Raw genomic sequence first — 19861 nt, 5'->3', positions numbered from 1 at the left:
TGCCGAGAACCGCCTCTTGTCCAGCGCCAGAAGGATCGCCTCCATGCCCCTGCCCGCCCCCTTCGTCTCCAGCCTCATGGACATCGAGAAGGAGTGGATCGACTACAACGGCCATCTCAACATGGCCTATTACAACGTGCTGTTCGACCGCGCCTCGGACGACGGCTACGAGCTGATGGGCATGGGCCCGGCCTATGCGCGCGAGCGCGGCCTCACCATCTACACGGCGGAAGTCCATGTCTGCTACGTGCGCGAGCTGCATCTCGGCGACCGCGTGACGGCGAGCCTGCAGCTGCTCGACCATGATGACAAGCGCATCCGCGGCTACCAGGAGATCCGCCATGTCGACGGCTGGCTGGCGGCGACCTCCGAGCATCTTGCCCTGCATGTCGACATGAGCGGGCCGAAGGTGGCGCCGTTCCCGCCCGACATCGCCGAAAAGGTGGCGGCGCTCGGGGCTGCCCATGCCGGCCTGCCGGTGCCGGAGCGCGCCGGCCGCTCGATCGGCATCAGGCGGAAATAGCCGTTTACCGATCCTTAACCATGCCGGGCATCAAAATCTTAAGGTTACCGTTTATGCACAATTTGAATGGTCGGGCCCGGTTGATCGAACCGGCCTGACCGAAAACACTCCGGTCCAAGAGACCGAGTCGCGTGGGCGGAACGCGATTCGCCGGAGATTGGTATGAAGCTGGACATCGCGGCGATGTCGGCGCGGCTCGCGTCCGACACGAAGCTCACCGACTATGATTTCTGGCGAGCCATCAAGATGATCGATGACGAGCTCTACCAGATCGAGCGCCGCGGCAACCCGATCCCCATGCAGATGCTCTATGCCCGCCACGTCCTCAGGATCGCCCGCTCGACACGGCTCAAGCGGAAAACATAAGGCCCCCTCCGCTGTCGCTCCGGCACAGAAACCCCTACCCCAGCTTCTCCTTCAGAAACGCCACCGACCTGCCCCAGGCGAGATCCGCGGCCTCCTTGTTGTAGCGGGCTTCCGACGTGTCGTTGTTGAAGGCGTGCTGCGCGCCCTCATAGACGTAGACGGTGAACTCCTTGCCGGCCGCCGTCAGCGCCGCCTTGTAGGCGTCGATGCCGGCATTGATGCGCTCGTCCTGGCCGGCATAGTGCAGCAGCAGCGGCGCCTCGATCCGGCCGATCGCCGCCTCGTCCTTCACCTGCGCGCCGTAATAGGCGACGCCGGCCGCGAGGTCCGGCGCGGCGGCGGCGAGATTGTTCACCGTGCCGCCGCCCCAGCAGAAGCCGATGGCGCCGACCTTGCCGTTGACGTCGTCGCGGCCCTTCAGATAGGCGATCGTCGCCACGCCGTTGGCCGCGGTCTTCGCCGGATCGAGCTGCGAGAACATCCCGCGCGCTGCCTCCTCGTCGGCCGGCGTGCCGCCGAGCGGCGACAAAAAATCGGGCGCCAGCGCGACGAACCCCTCCAGCGCCATGCGCCGCGCCACGTCCCTGATATGGGCGTTCAGCCCGCGGTTTTCGTGGATGACGATGACCGCGCCGAGCTTGCCGCTCTGCTCGGCGGGGCGCACCAGATAGCCCTTCATCTCGCCCCCGTCGCCCGGCCAGGCGACGTCCTCGGCCGCGAGCCGCGTATCGTCCTCGGCGACGACAGCGGCCTGCGCCGAATTTGCCGCCAGCATCGGCGCGATCACCGCCGCGGCGGCACCTGACCCCGCCAGCCTCGTCAGCTTCTCCATGAAGCCGCGGCGGTCCAGCGTCAGATGCGTGTATTCGTCATAGGCGTCGATCATCGCCTGGGTGATGACGGGTTCTGTCATGGCGGTCTCCCTCGGATGGATGGACGGAACATAGGCCGGCGGCATCGCAGGTCCAGTCAAGGCCCGCTCGCTGCGTCTGGTCAACTGTCACGCCAGGCTCAAACTGGCAGTCGTCCCTCATACCCCCACCCCTCAAGGGGAGGGGGACCGGCTGGCATCTTTCCCGGCGCAAATCATCCACGAATTTGCACGCGTGGCGGCCGCAAAGTCCCCTCCCCCTGAGGGAGGGGTTAGGGGTGGGGGTATGACACGCCGAAAGGCGGCATCATTTCTCCAACACCTTGCTGAACGCGTTGGTGAAGCGCACCGTCCCGCCGCGATCCACGGCCTCGCCCAGCACGACGTCCATGAAGCCGTCGGTGACCCGCACCAGCGCGAAGCCGCCCATATAGGCGGCCTTGGGCTTGAACAGATCGAGACCGTCGCGGCGGTAGATCATCGGCGTCTCGTGCTGGTGGCCGTGAAAAATGCCGACGACGTTATAGCCCGCGAGCGCGTCCAGCATCGCCTGCCGCTCCGCCTCGCTCCACCAGTGCGGCGCGCCCTCGCCGTCGTCGTCGAAGGTCCTTTTCGTCGGATCCCAGCGCTCGATCGAGAAAGAATCCCAGCCGTAGTGCTGGAACAGCACCACCGGCCGGCCGTCGCCGGCATGGGTCTTCAGATCGTCCCTCAGCCACGGCAGGCCGCTCGCCGCGCCCTTGGCCGTGTCACCGCCGAAGCGGTGGAGCTGCACGAGGTGCAGCCCGCCCCAGTTCCAGGAATAGCAGTCGGAGGCAACATCGTAATTGTCGGCCGGCACCGGCGGCTTGAAGAACACGCCCGGCCGGTGGTTGAGCTCGACATAGTCGCGCAGCTCGCGGCGGTACCAGTCGACGCGGGGCGGCTGCCCGTCCTGGTCGAGATCGTGGTTGCCGAGCCCGACATAGACGGGAAAATGCACCCGGTCGGGCCCGACTCCCTGCTGATAGCGGTGGCTGAATTGCAGCAGTTGCGTGCCTTCGTGCGGCAGCGCGGTCTGGCCGCCGCCGTCGTCGGTCACGTCGCCGCCGATCACCAGCCCGAGCGGCCGGGCGATCGGGTGGCCGGCGCCGGCAAGCCCGCTGGCAGCGCCGGCCACCTCCTTCGGCCAGTGGCCGCGCTCCAGCCCGTTCAGCGCCGCGATGTGGCTGAGCAAATTGGCGTCGGTCTTGCCCTCTTCCGCGCAGTTCGGGCTGAGGCCGTTGCCCATGCGGCAGGCATGGACATCGTTGGAAAACAGGAAGGTGGCGTCCGTGTGCGGCCGCCCCGCCTGCGGCTGGGCCACTGCACGGCCCGGCACCAGCGGCGACAGTATCGCCGCAGCAAACCCGCAGATCAGGTCGCGCCGGGACAGGATGTTCATGCGTCGATCACCAAATGACCACGGCGCCGGCCGGCAGATCGGTCCGCCGGAAGCCATGACATCTTGGCAGGATCGCAGCCGGCAAATCAACTGGCAAGCCCGCGCGTCGGGCGAAAGTCATGCCGTTGACCCTGCCGGCAAGATCGGCGATTTCCATTTGAACGCAAACAACTCTGCATTATGCTCCGCGCCACGAAAAGCTTCGAGGGGGAAGTTGTCGATGATTCTTTCGAGACGCCAGGTCGTTCTCGGCGGGCTGGCCGTGGCCGCGGCCGGCCTTGCCGGAACCGACGCGGAGGCGGCGGCCGCGTCCTATTTCGCCGGCACCGCGGTCGACAACGGCGTCACCTACGCCAAGACCAATTTCGCCAAGATCGACAGGAAATGGCACCGCCAGGTCGTCAAGTTCAAGTCGAGCGAGCCGCAGGGAACGGTCGTCGTCGACACCCGCAACCACTTCCTCTACCTGATCATGGAGAACCGAACGGCGATCCGCTACGGCGTCGGCGTCGGCAAGGAGGGGTTCCAGTGGTTCGGCCGCTCCACCATCGACCGCAAGGCGCTGTGGCCGCGCTGGACGCCGCCGCCGGAAATGCGCAAGCGCCATCCCGAATTGCCCGCCTTCGTCGAGGGTGGCTCGCCCAAGAATCCGCTCGGACCGCGCGCCATGTACCTGCACCGCGACGGCGCCGACACCGGCTACCGCTTCCACGGCACCATCGCTCCGTGGAGCATCGGCACCGACGCCTCGTCGGGCTGCATCCGCATGTTCAACGAGGACGCCATCGACCTCTACCAGCGCTGCCCGGTCGGCACCGCCGTGCAGGTCCTGCCGCATCTGGCCGAGCAGGCGCGGAAGTCGCTCGCCCGCCCCGAAGAGCCGGAAACCGAGTAGGCCGCCGATCATGATTTTTCGCTCCGACGCCTTCCGGCGCCCGCTCGCCGCCTGCCTGCTGCTGGCGCTCGCCGCCTGCACCTCCACCAACACGGGAATCGAGACCCCGCAGGTCGCCGCCGCCGTGAACCCCAACGACATCGGCAACACCAACGACCCCGCCGCCGGCTTCGCCAACATGCAGCCCGGCAGCGAGGAGGACTTCATCCTCAATGTCGGCCGCCGCACCTTCTTCGCCGCCGGCTCGGCCGAGCTGGATTCGGTCGCCAGGACGACGCTCGACCAGCAGGCCGCCTGGCTGACGAAGAACCCGCGCTGGCTGGTCAAGCTGCAGGGTTTCGCCGACGATTCCGGCTCGGACGCCCAGCAGGTGGCGCTGTCGCAGAAGCGCGCCGGCGCTGCCATGGCCTATCTCGTCTCCAAGGGCGTCGACGCCAAGCGCATGTGGGCAAAAGGTTACGGCAAGGACCGCGAGGTGCGTGCCTGCACCGACAGGTCCTGCAAGGTGCAGAACCGCCGCGTCGTCACCAATCTGCGCAACGAATACGACACGCCGTAGCCATCCTCCCCCCTTGCGGGGGAGGTGCCCGCGAAGCGGGCGGAGGGGGTAACCTCAGAAGGCACCGCCCTTGGCAGCCTCAGAAGGCACCGCCAAAACGCCGAGCACTGCCGCGGCTACCCCACCCGGCCGAGCGCCGCGTCCCCTCCCCCCTCGCGGGGGAGGTGCCCGCGAAGCGGGCGGAGGGGGTAACCTCAGAAGGCACCGCCCGGACGCCAGAACGCCGAGCACTGCCGCACCGACCCCACCCGGCCGGACTGCGTCCGGCCACCCTCCCCTCAAGGGGGCCGTCACTCCTCCAGAAACCGGATCCTGTTCCCGAACGGGTCGATGACCACGCATTCCAGCCCCCAGTCCTGCCGCTGCAGGCCGGGCCGGTTGTACCGATAATTCTTGCCGGCCAGCTCCTTCTGCCAGGCCTCGACGCCGGTCATGTAGACCAGCATGTTGGCCCCCGGGCTGGCGTCGCCCGAGTGCTCGCTGAGATGCAGTTTCAGCGCCCCGCGCGACACCTGGCAGTAGAGCGGCATGCCCGGCTCGAAACGATGCTCCCAGTCGAGCGTCAGGCCGAGGAAGCCGAGGTAGAAATCGCGCGCCTTCGCCTCGTCAAAAATCCTGACGATCGGCGCCGGCGGCTCGAAGCGCCACGGCACGCCCTCCGCTTCACCGATCTTCGCCGACAGCACGTTCCAGCTTCCAGCCCGAACTGTCTCGCCACGATCTCCAGCGCCTCGGCGTGCTGGATCGTCACGCCGCGCGCGGCAAGCTGTTCGCGCATGGCCTTTGCCATCGCCTTGGCGTTCAAGAATGTACGCATGGGTTCCGGTTCTCCGTCCCGGCGAAGCTTCTTCTACCTCAGCGCCCGCATTGCCGAAGTCTCCGCCGGACAGGTTCACCGGTTGGACTTTTCCAGGTCGACGCATTCGCCAAAAAAACCCTTTCGGGCGCGGACTGCCGGCTGCGTCGCGGCCGTGCGGGAAAGCTAGCGGCGGGCGCTGGCGGCGTCAACGATGCGGCGCGCCGGACTGGCGGAGGCGCAGCGCGGCTTCTAAGCTTGCCCGATGTCTTCGTTCTCGCATCTCTGGCCATGGATCGGACTGGGCTTCGCGGCCGGGGTGCTCGCCGGTCTGCTGTTCGGCGAGTTGCGCGGCGATCGCACGGTGCCGCGCAGCCGTGACATGGTGTGGCTCGCCTGGGCGGCCACCGCGGCCTACCTGCTGCACCAGTTCGAGGAGCATGGCATCGACGCCGAAGGCCAGCCCTATGCCTTCCACGCAATGATGTGCGAAACATTCGGCTTTGCCGACGCGGCCGCCTGCCCTGTCCCCAAGGCCTTCATCACCGCGGTGAACATCCCGCTGGTATGGCTGGCCGGCCCGATCTCGGCCCTGCTCGGACGCCGCTGGCCGGCGGTCGCGCTCAGCTTCTTCGGCGTAGTGTCGGTCAACGCGGTCGCGCATATCGGGCCGGCGCTGGCCAACGGCAGCTACAATCCCGGCCTCGTCACCTCGATCCTGCTGTTCCTGCCGCTGTCGCTCAGGGCCTTGTGGATTGCCCTGCGGCGGCCGGACCTGGGAGTGCCCGCCGTCGCCGCGACCGTGCTCGCCGGCATCCTGATCCACGCCGTGCTCATGCTCTCGCTGAAAGCCTATCTGGCCGGCTGGATCGGCGAACCCGTCCTGATCGCGATCCAGATCGTCAATCCGGCGATCCCGATGCTGCTGCTTGCGGCGTTGACCTTGCGCCGGTCGGCTCGGGTCTGAGAACCCCTCACGCGCTCTTCCGCTCCTCCCGCCTCGGCAGCCTCCAGTTCGGCCGCGGGAAATGGCAGGTATAGCCGTTGGGGTAGCGCTCCAGGTAATCCTGGTGCTCGGGCTCGGCCTCCCAGAACGCGCCGGCCGGCGTGACCTCGGTCACCACCCTGCCCGGCCACAGGCCGGAGGCGTCGACATCGGCGATGGTGTCTTCCGCCACGCGCTTCTGCTCGTCGCCGATATAAAAGATCGCCGAGCGGTAGCTGGTGCCGACGTCGTTGCCCTGCCGGTCGCGGGTGCTCGGGTCGTGGATCTGGAAGAAGAATTCCAAAAGGTCGCGGTAGCCGATTTTTGCCGGGTCGAACACGATCTCGATCGCCTCGGCATGGCTGCCGTGGTTGCGGTAGGTAGCGTTCGGCATGTCGCCGCCGGAATAGCCGACGCGGGTGGAGATCACGCCGGGATAGCGGCGGATCAGATCCTGCATGCCCCAGAAACAGCCGCCGGCAAGCACTGCGCGTTCGGTCGCCATGGTGGTGTCCTCGCTTCTCGGATTGGATGCGCCTGATATAGGAATTTCGCAGCGTTTTGTTAGCGGCGGCCTCCTGCCTTGATCACGTCCGCGCCAGATTACCCCCACCCCTAACCCCTCCCCACAAGGGGGAGGGGATTCGCTGGCGTGTCCGCCAGGCGCGCCAATCGACGGTTTCGCGTGGCATGGCGGCCGCAAGGTCCCCCTCCCCCTTGTGGGGAGGGGTCAGGGGTGGGGGTGCGAGCGACGATAAGGCCACGCCCGGCGTATGGATCGCCCCTCACCGCGGCAGCGTATAAGCGAGCACATAATCCCCCGCCTTGGTGCCGATCGAGCCGTGGCCGCCGGCCACCATGACGACGAACTGGCGCCCGTCGGAGGCTTCGAAAGTCATCGGCGTGGACTGGCCGCCGGCCGGCAGGCGCGCCTCCCAGAGCTGCCGCCCCGTGGTCAGATCATAGGCGCGCAAGAAATCGTCGACGGCCGCGCCCAGAAACACCACGCCGCCGGCCGTGATCATCGGCCCGCCGATGCCGGGCACGCCGACCTTGAACGGCAGCGGCAGCGGGGTCATGTCACGCACCGTGCCGTTGCGGTGGCGGTAGACGATCTTGCCGGTCCTGAGATCGGCGGCGGCGACGAATCCCCAGGGCGGCGCCTGGCAGGGAATGCCGAGCGCCGACAGGAACGGCCCCATGACGACCGCATAGGGCGCGCCCTCGTTGCGGTTCAGTCCCTGCTCGCTGCCGCGCCCCTCGTCCGGCGGCGGCACTTCCGCGCGAGGGACGAGCTCGGACTTGAAGGCAAGATAGGTCGGCATGCCGAACATCACCTGCCGCACCGGGTCGACCGCCACGCCGCCCCAGTTGAAGGTGCCGAAATTGCCGGGGAAGACCAGCGTGCCCTGCACCGAGGGCGGCGTATAGCGGCCCTCGTAGCGCAGCCGGCGCAGCTCGATGCGGCAGGCGAGCTGGTCGAACATGGTGACGCCCCACATGTCCGCGCCGGTGAGCGGCGGCGGCATGAAGGTGAGGTCCGAGACCGGCTGTGTCGGCGCGGTAAAGTCGCCTTCGATCGCGCCGCCCGGCGCCGGCACCTCGTTGACGGCGATGATCGGCTCGCCGCTGCGCCGGTCGAGCACGTAGATGTCGCCCTGCTTGGTCGGCCCGACCAGCGCCGGCATCACGCCGTTCGCCGTGGTGATGTCGATCAGGCTCGGCTGCGCCGGCACGTCCATGTCCCACAGGTCGTGATGCACCGTCTGCCGCACCCAGCGCACCTGGCCGGTATCTAGGTCGAGCGCCGTGATCGACGACGAGTATTTTTCCACATGCTCGCTGCGATTCATGCCGAGCTGGTCGGGCGTCTGGTTGCCGAGCGGGATGTAGACCAGCCCCAAGGCCTCGTCGGCGCTTGCCGTCGACCACATGTTGGGCGAGTTGTGGGTATAGGTCTCGCCCGGCCCGAGCGGCGTCGTGCGGTCCGGGTTGCCGGAATCCCAGGCCCACACGATCGCCCCGGTGACGGCGTCGTAGGCGCGGATGACGCCGGACGGCTCTTCCGTCGAATAATTGTCGTTGACGGCGCCGCCGACGATGATCTTGCCGCCGGCGATCAGCGGCGCCGAGGTCGAATAATAATAGCCCGCCTTGTCGGCATAGGGCATGTTGGCGAGCAGGTTGAGCGTGCCACCCTCGGCGAAGCTCGTGCAGATCTCGCCCGTCCCGGCATCCAGCGCGATCAGCCGCGCGTCCGAGGTCGGCAGGTAGACGCGCTCGGCGCATGGCTGGCCGGCCGGTGCGCCCGCCACCGCGTGATAGGCGACGCCGCGGCAGGTCTGGTGCTGGCGATCCTTCTCCAGCCCGACCCTGGGGTCGAAGCGCCAGCGCTCCTTGCCCGTCTCCGCCTCGATGGCGATGGCCCAATTGTGCGGCGTGCAGATGTAGAGCAGCTCGCCGATTTTCAGCGGCGTCACCTGGTAGGTCGTCTCGGTCACGTCGTCGGGGCCGCGCACGTCGCCGGTGCGATACGTCCAGGCGGGCTGCAGCGAGCCGACATTTTCCGGCGTGATCTGGGCGAGCGGCGAATAGCGCTGGCCGAACGGGGTGCGGCCGTAGAAATGCCATTCGCCCGGCGGCATCGCGCCGCCGCCGAGATTGGGCTGGGCCGCGACCTGCTCGGTCGGCAGCGCGCCGGGGATGTCGTAGCGGTCGGTCGTCATCGCATAGCCGGCGACCACCAGCGCCGCCAGCACGGCCATGCCGAGCGCCGTGGCCCCGCCGGAGCCCGCAAGCCGGCGCCGCACCCAGGGGGTCAGCAGCCACAGGCCGATCAGCACGATGACGCCGCCGCGCGGGCCGAGCTGCCACCAGTCGAAGCCGACCTCCCAGATAGCCCAGGCGAGCGTGCCGACCAGAAGCAGCGCGTAGACCCATAGCGCCGTCTGGCGCCTGCGCACCAAAAGCAGCGCGGTGGCAAGAAAGCCGAGCGCGGCGACGACGTAGTACCAGCTGCCGCCGAGCACCGCGAGCCAGATGCCGCCGGCGCCGATGGCCAGACCGATGAGCGCCAGAACCAGAGCCGTGATGCCGATGACCAAGGGTCGCCTCCCTCTTGCCTGTCGCAGCCGCCGCGCAAGCGCAGTCTTCAACCTCCGGCAGCAGACTGTCAAACACTGGTTGATTCGCGAGAGCGGCACCGCCACCGCCAAGGAAATAATTCCTCGACCTCGCGCCTTCTCCTCTTGCTTTCGGTACAAAACGGAAACGCCGCTGGCCTTTCCCACCCGAATCACTACATTCGGTGGCGATGTCACCGGACGACCTGCCTTTCTTCGACGACGACGCGCCTGCCCCGCGCGGCGGCGAAGCCGCGCGCGCCCCGGCACCCCCGCGCGCCGAAGGCGGCATCGCCGCGCGCGCCATGGCGGCCAGGGCCGGCCACAACAACCGGACGCCCGACTACCTCAACGGCCTGAACCCCGAGCAGCGGCTGGCGGTGGAGACCACCGAAGGCCCCGTGCTGGTGCTTGCCGGCGCCGGCACCGGCAAGACGCGCGTGCTCACCACCCGCATCGCCCACATCCTTGCCACCGGCCGCGCCTTCCCCAGCCAGATCCTCGCCGTCACCTTCACCAACAAGGCCGCGCGGGAAATGAAGCAGAGGGTGGGCCTCCTCGTCGGCGAGCAGGTCGAGGGCATGCCCTGGCTCGGCACCTTCCACTCGATCGGCGTAAAGATGCTGCGCCGCCATGCCGAGCTGGCCGGCCTGCGCTCCAGCTTCACCATTCTCGACACCGACGACCAGATCCGCCTCATCAAGCAGCTCATCCAGGCCGAGGGGCTGGACGACAAGCGGTGGCCCGCGCGCCAGTTCGCGCAGATGATCGACGGCTGGAAGAACAAGGGGCTGGGCCCCGCCGAGATCGCCGAGGGCGACGCCCGCGCCTTCGCCAACGGCAAGGGCCGCGCGCTCTACAAGGCCTATCAGGACCGCCTGCAGACGCTGAACGCCTGCGACTTCGGCGACCTTCTGTGCCACCCCATCCGCATCTTCCGCGCCCACCACGACGTGCTGGCGGAGTATCACCGGCGTTTCAGGTACATCCTCGTCGACGAGTACCAGGACACCAACACCGCGCAGTACATGTGGCTGCGGTTGCTGGCGCAGCGGCCCTCCTCGAAGGATGGGGTGCGGCCTGGCGGCCGCGATCTCTCCCCCCTTGAGGGGGAGATGGCCGGCAGGCCAGAGGGGGTACCGTCAGAAGGCACCGCCAGAACGTCGAGCACTGCCGGACGTACCCCCTCCGGCGGCTTCGCCGCCACCTCCCCCGCAAGGGGGGAGGGAGCGTCGCGCACTGCCGAGGCTACCCCACCCGGCCAGCCTCCGGCTGGCCACCCTCCCCGCAAGGGGGAGGGAAGAATCCCCGTCAACATCTGCTGCGTCGGCGACGACGACCAGTCGATCTATGGCTGGCGCGGCGCGGAGGTCGACAACATCCTGCGTTTCGAGAAGGATTTTCCCGGCGCCGCCGTTATCCGGCTGGAGCGCAACTACCGCTCCACCGCCCACATCCTCGGCGCCGCCTCGCATCTCATCGCCCACAATGAGGGCCGGCTCGGCAAAACCCTGTTCACCGAGCGCGAAAACCCCGAGGACGCCAGGGTCGCCGTGCATGCCGCCTGGGATTCGGAGGAGGAGGCGCGCGCCGTCGGCGAGGAGATCGAGCAGCTGCAGCGCAAGGGCCATCTGCTCAACGACATGGCCATCCTGGTGCGCGCCTCCTTCCAGATGCGCGAGTTCGAGGACCGCTTCGTCACGCTGGGCCTGAACTACCGCGTCATCGGCGGCCCGCGCTTCTACGAGCGCCAGGAGATCCGCGACGCCATGGCCTATATGCGCGTCGTCGCCCAGCCGGCCGACGACCTCGCCTTCGAGCGCATCGCCAACGTGCCGAAGCGCGGGCTGGGCGAGGCCGCCATCCGCCAGGTGCACGACACGGCCCGCGCGCTCGGCGTGCCGATGCTTGCCGCCGCCGAAACCCTTGCCGAGAGCGACGAGCTGAAGCCGAAGCCGCGCGCGGCGCTGCGCCAGCTCGCCGCCAACTTCCGCCGCTGGCAGGAGCTTCTGGAGACGACGCCCCACACCGAGCTCGCCGAGACGATCCTCGAAGAATCCGGCTACACCGAGATGTGGAAGAACGACCGCTCGGCCGAGGCGCCGGGGCGGCTCGAAAACCTCAAGGAGCTGATCCGCTCCATGGAGGAATACGAATCGCTGCGCGCCTTCCTGGAGCATGTGGCGCTGGTCATGGACACCGAGCAGAACGCCGAGCTCGACGCCGTCTCCATCATGACGCTGCATTCGGCCAAGGGGCTGGAGTTCGAGACGGTTTTCCTGCCCGGCTGGGAGGAAGGCCTGTTCCCGCACCAGCGTGCGCTTGACGAGGGCGGCCGCTCGGCGCTGGAGGAGGAGCGCCGCCTCGCCTATGTCGGCCTCACCCGCGCCAAGCGCAACCTGCATCTGTGGTTCGTCTCCAACCGGCGCATCCACGGCCTGTGGCAGTCGACCATCCCCTCGCGCTTCCTCGACGAGCTGCCGGAGGCGCATGTCGAGGTGCAGCAGGCCGACACCTCCTATGGCGGCTACGGCTCGCCCTACGGCCGCTCCGGCGGCGGCTTTTCGGCCGGCCGCCAAAACCCCTACGGCGCCTCGCGTTTCGACAATCTCGGCGGCACCAGCGGCGGCTCGGGCGGCCAGCGCGGCGGCGACCAGGGCCGCTCCTTCTCCAACACCTACGCCACCCCCGGCTGGCAGCGCGCCCAGCAGAACCGCACCGAAGCCACCGACCGCAACTGGGGCTCGCGCTCCGGCCACCAGGTCGAGCGCATCGGCTATGGCGAGACCGATTCCGGCTACGGTGCGGGAGCGGGCTCGGTGAAGGGAAAAACCATCGACGGCGAGCTGGTGGCAAAAAGCGTCGCCGATACCCCCTCCCCCTTCAACATCGGCGACCGCGTCTTCCACCAGAAGTTCGGCAACGGCAATGTCGCGGCCATCGAAGGCAACAAGCTGACGATCGACTTTGATCGGGCCGGGCAGAAGAAGGTGCTGGACGGGTTTGTGACGGGGGTGTGAGTCCACCCGCGGTACTTGCATCGAGCTGAATTCTTCGTTTAATCTTTGCTATTGTTTCCGGGCGGGTGGGTGATGAATCCAGTTGTGAAAGCACAGCTTAAGGCATTTGAGCGCGCGAACCCGCATACCGGACTGCCCGATCCTGATCTGTTTGAAGTTTTTGCGATATTTTCCGTCGCAAATGGAATCCTTACCGACAATATCGATCCCTTCTCCGCGCATTTGAAGGGCACGGAGTTCGGAATCGACGGCATCGCGATAATGGTCCAGGGCGAGTTGTGCAGAACCGCTGACGACGTCGCTGGAGCACTAGCGTCAGGGAAAAATCATTCAGTAGAATTCAACATCTTTCAAGCAAAAAGTAGCGACAAAATTGACTATGGTGACTTGTCCAAATTTTTTGACGGAGTCAGCACCTTTTTCGACGGAAACTTTGTAGACGTTACGGAGCAAATTAACGAGCTGATTGACGCAAAGAACACGATATACGCCTCAGCTCTAAAGAAAAATCCTGTTTTGAGATTATTTTATATAACGACCGGCAGTGCCGAGTTAAGCAAGCATGTAATTCAATTAATAGATACTAATAAGACCCGCTTTGGTGAAAAAAACATATTTGAAGCCATTGAAATTGAGATTATTGGAGCCAGAGAACTTCAGGCAGGATATCGGTCAGCCACCAATTCCATCTCTGCGAAACTTGACATCTCCAAGCCGATCACGCTACCAGACCACCCATCGGTGGAACAGGCATTTCTTGGATATGTTTCTGCGGAGGATCTCGTTGGCCTCGCTACCATCGCTAGCTCTGAGCACGGAGAGCGGCGAATAAATCGAGCCGTTTTCTTTGACAACATACGCGACTTTAACCCAAAATCCAGTATAAACATTTCCATTATTGAAGAACTCATGAACGACCACAGGGCAGCGGAATCCTTTATATTCAAGAACAACGGGGTAACGGTGGTCGCGAGGGACATCAATCGGAAGGGCGACTCTTTCGAGATCGACGACTATCAGATAGTAAATGGATGCCAGACTAGCAATATCTTATTCCTGGCAGGGAATAAGGCAAAAGGAGTTCAAGTGCCTATTAGACTTATAGGCAGCATCGATCCCGATTTTGTTTCAAGTATTATTGTTGGAACTAACAAGCAAAACGAAGTCAAGGAAGATCAATTTTGGGCATTGACCCCTTTTATGAAAAATCTCGAGGAGTATTCCAGGGAGCAAGATGAAGAGATAAGGCTATTTATTGAGCGTAGGGAGAACCAATATCGAAATGAGCTAATTGAGAGGACGCGCATTTGTAAGCCAAGCGACCTGGTGAAAGCGGTTGCTGCCATGTTCCTATCACAGCCTCATCGCGCAGCAAGGGACTATCGAGGCATAAGGAAGGAGTTCTCTAGTCAAATCTTCCAAGAAACACATTTCGTGCCCTTGTACCATGCTGCTGCGTTCGCCTCTTATCGTGCCGACTTCGCGCTACGAAACCGGCGAATTAATGGAAGCTGGGGCATTTATAAGTACTACGCATTGGCTGCGGCCGGACAAAGATTGGGAGGCGAGCACGACGTTTTCAGCTTGAAGAAATCTAAGCAGGAGGCCATTGCAACGGCAATTATCGAACTATTTAGAGACGAAGCTTCGCTGGTAAAGCACTACAAAGAAGTAGTATCTATACTTGAAAAGATAGCCGGTCTGACACATGCAGCATCAAGGGAGCGCCTTCGAGATTTCTTGCGCACGGAAAGCGTCGCGTCGCAATTTTCACAGGCCCTAAAGAAGGGAGCATAGTGGGTCCTCAGAGGCCCTCAGCCGCCCGCTTCATCACCCTCTTCGCGTGCGTCGGCCTACAGCTCCTCCGACGGTTCCGATTGGCCCTTCCCTTCGTCATCCTATGGCGAAGCAGGCCGAAGGCCGTCGCGCAGACCATAGGATCCATGCCGTACCGACAGCGGAGGGCTCCGGCGGTGCAGAAGATACCTCCGCCTGCTCGCCCAGAGAGCATCCCAGGTACCAATACCAGGAACAACCTGCCCCCATTCCTCGTTCCTTGCTGCGAGGCGCAATGCCTCGACTGCGACCAGGGAGGTCAAGATGCCTGACAAGGACAAGAAGAGCGGCCAGAGCGACCGCGACATGAAGCAGGACATGAAGGAGCGCGGCCGCCAGCAGGAGGCTGAGCGCGGCGGCACCGGCGGGCAGGAGAAGAGCGGCCAGATGGGCGGCGACAAGCAGCGCGACAAGCAGCAGCGCGGCGGCCAGACCGACAACACCCGCCAGAATCGTTAGCTCACGGAAAACCGGCGCGGGAGCACATCCCGCGCCGATTTCGGCATCGACCGCCCGGGCGCGTGCTCCGCGCAGGGGACAGATTATTTGCTGTCGGCGGAAAAGTGGCGGCGCTGCAAGGTTGGCGCGACCAGAAAAAACAAGCCGGCGCAGGTACTTACGCCACCTCGCCGCAACCTCGGCAAGCCAAGGCAGCGGCGTTCCGGCCGATTCTTATCCCCGGCCTCTCCACCTCCCTTATTCTTGCCGGCAGTCCCTCCTGCGGGAACGCCGGTCATGACGGTGGTTTGCGGGGAGGGATCGGTGTCCGGAAGGTAGCGGCTAACGTGGCCGCGAGGTCCGGCGCTGCTTCAGAGTTTCTACCGATCCCGAAGAATGAGCGGGACGGGGCTCCGGTATGGCCTCAGGAGCCGTCATGAAGGATATCGCCGGCGTCACTCAAGTCGGAGTACGATCCCATGACCCGGAAATGAAGCGGCGAAGAAGCACCGGACGGGCGGCCGAAAGGTCGCATATAAATTTAGATGAGCGATCCTGCGGCCGCCCGTCTTCCCGACTTCTTCAATGGCCAGACTGCGATGCAGGGCGTGGCAAGGACGAGATGTGTGGGTCGGATAAGCGCGAGCGGGTCACGGATACCGGATGGCTGGCGACAGCATCGAAGCGCCTCGAAACTCAGGCGGCGCGGCGGATACGCCCGACCTTTGTCCGCCACGCCGCCTTTTCCGCACCATGGCCAGCCGGACCGTCTTTCGTGGAACGGGCGCGGCCGTCGGGGCCGGGGAGGACGGACCCGCCGTCGCCTTTCGCCTGATGTTCCATCCGCGGTCCGGCTGGCATGGAAGCCTTCACATGCGGCCGCGCCGATTCAGCATGCGCCGGGTGGCCGGGCCGGGCCCGCGCATGTAATAGAGCGCCGGCCTGTAGCTCGGCAGGATGAATTCGCGGAGCGCCGATGCCAGGTGTGCGAAAAGTGTCCAGGGTTCCATCGTTTGTCCTCCTGCACCGTGTGCCGTCTTGCAGGCCGGCACCGTCCAGGTAATGGCGGAAGGATACGGGCATCGCGCCGAACCGTCTGTGCGGTTTCGCACAGTCCCGGCGAAATCCGCACTGGGAGCGCCGGCGCCGGATTCCGGGCTCGGTCCGCCGCGCTTCCGATATGCGGGCAGGAGCGGTAAAGTCGGGGAAAAAAGAGGGGAAAGACTAGAGTGACGACTTCCACGGCCTTCCTGTCGAGGCTTTCCGACGCCGATTTCGCCGCTCTGGCCGGGCGCTGGGCGGCATCCGGCTACCGCCCCGGCGCGCTGATCATCGCCCATGGCGACACCGACCGCGACGTCTTCTTCCTTCTCGACGGCAGGGCGCGCGTCACGCTGTTTTCCGAGGATGGCCGCGAGATCTCCTATCGCGATCTCGTGCAGGGCGACATTTTCGGCGAGCTCGCCTGCATCGACGGCAAGGAACGTTCGGCCAGCGTCGTCGCGCTGGAGCCGACACGCGCGGCGCGGCTGTCCGCCGCCGCCTTTCGCGAGCTCGTGCATCACCATCCCAATCTGGCCTGGCTTCTGCTGGAGCACTTGTCGGCGCTGCTGCGCCGCATGACCGACCGGGTTTTCGAGTTCAGCACGCTGGTGGTGCGCAAGCGGCTGATCCTCGAGCTGCTGCGCCGGGCCGACGAGATCGAGCCGGCCAACGGGCGTGTGTCGATCTGCCCGGCGCCCACCCATTTCGAGCTGGCGGCCAAGATCAGCACGCACAGGGAAGCGGTGTCGCGCGAGATGAGCACGCTCGCCAAGAAGGGGCTGGTCGAGAAGCACGGCAACCGGCTGGAGCTGCGCGACCTCTCGGCGCTCGAAGCGCTGGCGACGGCGGAGGATTAGCGGCGGCGGCATGCGCGAGGCATCTGCCCTGTCGGAACCGGACATCCCCGGACGTCTTTCAGAAAGCGGGGCAACCGAAAGGGAGAAGCAGCATGCTGAAGGAAAAGTCCTCCGCGGCGATCGTCGCCGTCAGCGACATCGAGCGCGCCAAGAAATTCTACCGCGACACGCTCGGCCTCGACCTCGAAGAGGAGTTCGAGGGCCATGTGCTGACTTTCCGTACCGGGCAGACGCATCTCGTCGTCTATCGCTCGGAGATGGCCGGCACCAACAAGGCCAATGCCGTCGTCTGGGGCGTCGGCGACGACATCGAGACGATCGTCGCCGATCTCAAGGCCAAGGGCGTCGTCTTCGAGCATTACGGCGACATGCCGGGCGCGCGGCTGGTCGGCGACATCCATGTCGGCGACGGCATCAAGACCGTCTGGTTCAAGGACCCCGACGGCAACCTCCTGCACCTGAACAGCATGTGATCCGCATCGGGCCCGCGGCCGACAAATCCATGTCCGTTCCTGGAACAGGATGCCCGCAAGCTGGTTTCCTGCTCAGAGCAGTTTTCCAGAGAGGAGACGGACATGGACAATCGCAGAGGCATGCGCGGCGAGCATCGCGGCCGCGAGGATTTCGATACCGAATACGGTCGCAGCCGCCAGCAGGGCGGCGACTATGGCGACCGCGGCCGGCAGCAGGACCAGTTCAGCCGCGACTATCGCCAGCAGGGCGGCTACCAGGAGGATTTCCGCCAGCAGGGCGGCAATGTCGGTCGGGACGAATGGTCCGCCGGCGACGAATACGGCTATGCCCAGCGTCGTGACCGCGGCGGCTACGGCTATGGCGGCGAACCCGGCGGCTACGAGAGCGGCTATCGCGGACGCGACGAATGGCAGTCGCGCGGCGCCTTCCCGCAAAGCAGCGGCTACTCGCCCGGCGACAGCGGCTATGGCTACGGTTATGGCGGCGAGGACTACGGCTCTCGCGGAAGGTCCGGCCGCTGGTCGCGCGAACGCTCCTACGGCGGCGGGCGGCGCGGTGCGTCCGAGGGCGGGCGCGACTTTTGGGACAAGGCCTCCGACGAGGTGTCGTCCTGGTTCGGCGACCATGATGCCGAACGCCGCCGCGAGATGGACCAGTATCGCGGCCGCGGCCCGAAAAACTACGCCCGCTCCGACGAGCGCATCAAGGAGGATGTCAACGACCGCCTGACCGACGCCGGCTGGCTGGACGCCAGCGACATCGAGGTCGAGGTGAGCGATCGCGAGGTCACATTGTCCGGCGAGGTCGACAGCCGCATGGCCAAACGCCAGGCCGAGGACATCGCGGAAGCCGTATCGGGCGTGACCAACGTCCAGAACAATCTGCGGGTACGCGGCGGCACGGGCACGACCGCGTCGACCATGGACAAGCGCTCGGGCACGTTCTGACCGGAACGACCGGCGCTTGGGACCCGGCGAAGCTGGCCCTCGCCGGGTCCTTCCGCGAGGGCGGTCAGCCGGATGCGGCTAGCAGGATCACGCCGGCGGCCACCACCAGGGCCGCCGCCAGGCGCCATCGCCACGGCCGCTCGCCGAAGAAGACAACGCCGATAAGCGCCGCGATCACCACGCTCGATTCGCGTACCGCCGACACCGCGCCGATCGGCGCGATCGTCTTGGCGTAGAGCACCGTGCCGTAGGCGGTGACGGAGAAGACGCCACCGATCAGGCCGAGGCCGAACACCCGCCACGAGATCGTGCCTTTTTTGACGTGCCGGTTCCACAGGATCGCCAGCACCACCGGCGCCTCCAGCAGGAATAGCCAGCCCATGTAGCCGAGCGGACTTTCCGAAACCCGGATGCCGATGCCGTCGGCCACCGAGTATGCGGCGATCGTCAGGCCGAGCAGTGCCGCCACGCCCACGGCGCGCGGATCGGCATGCACCGCGCCGCGCTGCAGCGCCAGGAGGCCGATGCCGAAGGAGATCGCCGCCAATCCCGTCCAGCCCTGCGGCGACAGCGTCTCGCCGATGATCAGGAACGTTCCAAGCGCCACCAGGGCGGGCGCCAGTCCGCGCGAGATCGGATAGACCTGACTGAGGTCGCCCAGCCGGTAGGCCTGGAACAGCAGCGCGTAATAGATGTAGTGGATCAGCGTCGAAGCCGCGATCGACGGCCAGCTCGCCATAGCCGGCGGCGACGAGATCGCGATCAGCGCCAGACCCGTCGCGGCATGCGCCCCCGAAACCGCCGCCAGCACCAGCGCCCGGTCGGACGCCGCCTTGACCAGTGCGTTCCAGCTGGCATGCAGCACGGCCGCGAACAGCACGAGCGACAGGGCGAATGCGGACATCGTTCTCCTTAGCCGGCTTGGACGCAACGGCTTGCGGCGCTATCTGCCTGCTCCAGGGCGGCAAGGCATTACGGCAGCGGCAGGAGATTCACCCGTCCACGGGATGCGATAGCACGAAGCGGGGAGTCTGCCCAAAAGAAAGTGCCGGCCAAGCGGCCGGCACTCAAGTGGTCATCGAAGGGCTAATCAGGCGCCGTCATAGACATAGACGACCATCGATCCGTCGGGCTGGATCTGCGTTGCCACCACGTTGTCCGTGCGGATCTGCTGCTCGGTCAGCCGTGCGCTCACGGCCTGGTTGGCGACCAGCGCCGCGCGCAGATCGCTCACCGGCTGCATGTTCTGGCTCATGGCGGCGTCGAAGGCCTGCTTGTCGGCGCTGGCCCAGTCATTCACCTTCACCACCCGAACGGTCGATACCTCGCGGATGGTCTGGATCTGGCCGGCCGTCGTCGTGCCCTGCGCCATCACCGGAACGAGCGTCTCGACGCTGGTGATGCTGGAGGTGGTCATCGCGTCGGTGCCGTCAGCACCCTCGGCGTTGAGCTGCTGGACTCCCGGATTGATCTGCGTCTGGCCGGTCGAATCCGGATTGCCGGACTGTGCCGGGCTCTCGGCGAAGCTCGGAGCCGCGAGGGCGGCGATACCGGCGACGGAGGCGGCGAACAGAAGGCTGCGTTTCATCTTGATATCTCCTTTGCTAGTCCCTCGCCGCCTCAACCCGCGGGACTCGCGAAGGTTCCGGGCACAATCGGTCGCAAAATCTTACAGGACGATAGACAGGGACAGCCGGCGCGAGGA

Annotated in this window: 18 protein-coding genes and 1 pseudogene; 11 read left to right on the top strand and 8 right to left on the bottom strand. The window is 65.7% G+C overall.

All coding sequences use genetic code 11. The features are described from left to right. The first annotated feature begins 43 nt into the window (after positions 1-43). Positions 44-523, top strand: coding sequence for a thioesterase family protein (locus tag C7I84_RS04650; RefSeq protein ID WP_106771004.1), 480 nt, complete (start codon positions 44-46; stop codon positions 521-523). 162 nt (positions 524-685) lie between these two features. Then, positions 686-889, top strand: coding sequence for a hypothetical protein (locus C7I84_RS04645; RefSeq protein WP_106770962.1), 204 nt, complete (start codon positions 686-688; stop codon positions 887-889). A gap of 34 nt (positions 890-923) precedes the next feature. Here the strand turns inward: C7I84_RS04645 and C7I84_RS04640 are convergent, their stop codons facing one another. Together C7I84_RS04640 and C7I84_RS04635 are read right to left on the bottom strand one after the other, a co-directional pair. Then, positions 924-1802, bottom strand: a complete 879-nt coding sequence (locus tag C7I84_RS04640) for a dienelactone hydrolase family protein (protein WP_106771003.1) — start codon at positions 1800-1802, stop codon at positions 924-926. A 265-nt stretch (positions 1803-2067) separates the two neighbouring features. Beyond that, entirely contained in the window at positions 2068-3183 is a 1116-nt protein-coding gene (locus tag C7I84_RS04635; protein ID WP_106770961.1) for a metallophosphoesterase, read from the bottom strand. A gap of 220 nt (positions 3184-3403) precedes the next feature. On the opposite strand from C7I84_RS04635, the gene C7I84_RS04630 reads away from it, so the two are divergent. Then, entirely contained in the window at positions 3404-4078 is a 675-nt protein-coding gene (locus tag C7I84_RS04630) for a L,D-transpeptidase (RefSeq protein ID WP_106770960.1), read from the top strand. Positions 4079-4088: 10 nt separating this feature from the next. Further along, a complete protein-coding gene (locus C7I84_RS04625; protein WP_106770959.1) occupies positions 4089-4637 on the top strand; it encodes an OmpA family protein in 549 nt (182 codons plus the stop codon). A gap of 290 nt (positions 4638-4927) precedes the next feature. On the opposite strand, the pseudogene C7I84_RS04620 reads toward C7I84_RS04625, so the two are convergent. Beyond that, positions 4928-5454, bottom strand: a pseudogene (locus C7I84_RS04620) (glyoxalase superfamily protein). 244 nt (positions 5455-5698) lie between these two features. Between C7I84_RS04620 and C7I84_RS04615 the strand changes: the two are divergent. Then, entirely contained in the window at positions 5699-6400 is a 702-nt protein-coding gene (locus C7I84_RS04615; RefSeq protein WP_245428312.1) for an HXXEE domain-containing protein, read from the top strand. A gap of 7 nt (positions 6401-6407) precedes the next feature. Here the strand turns inward: C7I84_RS04615 and msrA are convergent, their stop codons facing one another. Both msrA and C7I84_RS04605 read right to left on the bottom strand, forming a co-directional pair. Beyond that, entirely contained in the window at positions 6408-6923 is a 516-nt protein-coding gene (msrA, locus tag C7I84_RS04610; protein ID WP_106770958.1) for a peptide-methionine (S)-S-oxide reductase MsrA, read from the bottom strand. Positions 6924-7203: 280 nt separating this feature from the next. Next, positions 7204-9522 carry a glucose/quinate/shikimate family membrane-bound PQQ-dependent dehydrogenase gene (locus C7I84_RS04605; RefSeq protein ID WP_106770957.1) on the bottom strand — a complete coding sequence of 773 codons (2319 nt, stop codon included), beginning with the start codon at positions 9520-9522 and terminating at the stop codon, positions 7204-7206. Between the two features lie 209 nt (positions 9523-9731). On the opposite strand from C7I84_RS04605, the gene C7I84_RS04600 reads away from it, so the two are divergent. From C7I84_RS04600 to C7I84_RS04590, 3 genes are all read left to right on the top strand, one after another. Then, positions 9732-12560, top strand: a complete 2829-nt coding sequence (locus C7I84_RS04600) for an ATP-dependent helicase (RefSeq protein ID WP_425351297.1) — start codon at positions 9732-9734, stop codon at positions 12558-12560. 72 nt (positions 12561-12632) lie between these two features. Continuing rightward, positions 12633-14357 (top strand): AIPR family protein, encoded by a 1725-nt coding sequence (locus tag C7I84_RS04595; RefSeq protein ID WP_106770955.1) that lies wholly within the window; start codon positions 12633-12635, stop codon positions 14355-14357. A 303-nt stretch (positions 14358-14660) separates the two neighbouring features. Further along, positions 14661-14855 (top strand): hypothetical protein, encoded by a 195-nt coding sequence (locus C7I84_RS04590; protein WP_106770954.1) that lies wholly within the window; start codon positions 14661-14663, stop codon positions 14853-14855. Between the two features lie 848 nt (positions 14856-15703). Here the strand turns inward: C7I84_RS04590 and C7I84_RS29910 are convergent. Further along, a complete protein-coding gene (locus C7I84_RS29910) occupies positions 15704-15844 on the bottom strand; it encodes a hypothetical protein (protein WP_165815979.1) in 141 nt (46 codons plus the stop codon). A 219-nt stretch (positions 15845-16063) separates the two neighbouring features. Between C7I84_RS29910 and C7I84_RS04585 the strand changes: the two genes are divergently transcribed. The 3 genes from C7I84_RS04585 (at position 16064) to C7I84_RS04575 (ending at position 18156) form a co-directional block, all read left to right on the top strand. Further along, complete coding sequence (locus C7I84_RS04585; RefSeq protein ID WP_106770953.1) at positions 16064-16735, top strand: Crp/Fnr family transcriptional regulator; 672 nt, start codon at positions 16064-16066, stop codon at positions 16733-16735. Between the two features lie 92 nt (positions 16736-16827). Then, entirely contained in the window at positions 16828-17208 is a 381-nt protein-coding gene (locus tag C7I84_RS04580) for a VOC family protein (RefSeq protein WP_106770952.1), read from the top strand. A gap of 102 nt (positions 17209-17310) precedes the next feature. Beyond that, positions 17311-18156, top strand: a complete 846-nt coding sequence (locus C7I84_RS04575; RefSeq protein ID WP_245428311.1) for a BON domain-containing protein — start codon at positions 17311-17313, stop codon at positions 18154-18156. A 64-nt stretch (positions 18157-18220) separates the two neighbouring features. On the opposite strand, the gene C7I84_RS04570 is transcribed toward C7I84_RS04575, so the two are convergent. Both C7I84_RS04570 and C7I84_RS04565 read right to left on the bottom strand, forming a co-directional pair. Next, entirely contained in the window at positions 18221-19060 is an 840-nt protein-coding gene (locus tag C7I84_RS04570; protein WP_106770951.1) for an EamA family transporter, read from the bottom strand. Positions 19061-19246: 186 nt separating this feature from the next. Then, positions 19247-19744 (bottom strand): hypothetical protein, encoded by a 498-nt coding sequence (locus C7I84_RS04565; RefSeq protein ID WP_106770950.1) that lies wholly within the window; start codon positions 19742-19744, stop codon positions 19247-19249. Positions 19745-19861: the final 117 nt, after the last annotated feature.

Source organism: Kumtagia ephedrae (genome assembly GCF_003012745.1).
Taxonomy (GTDB): Bacteria; Pseudomonadota; Alphaproteobacteria; order Rhizobiales; family Rhizobiaceae; genus Kumtagia; species Kumtagia ephedrae.
Note: the sequence above shows the minus strand (reverse complement) of the source record. Positions and strands in the feature narration are given on the sequence as shown.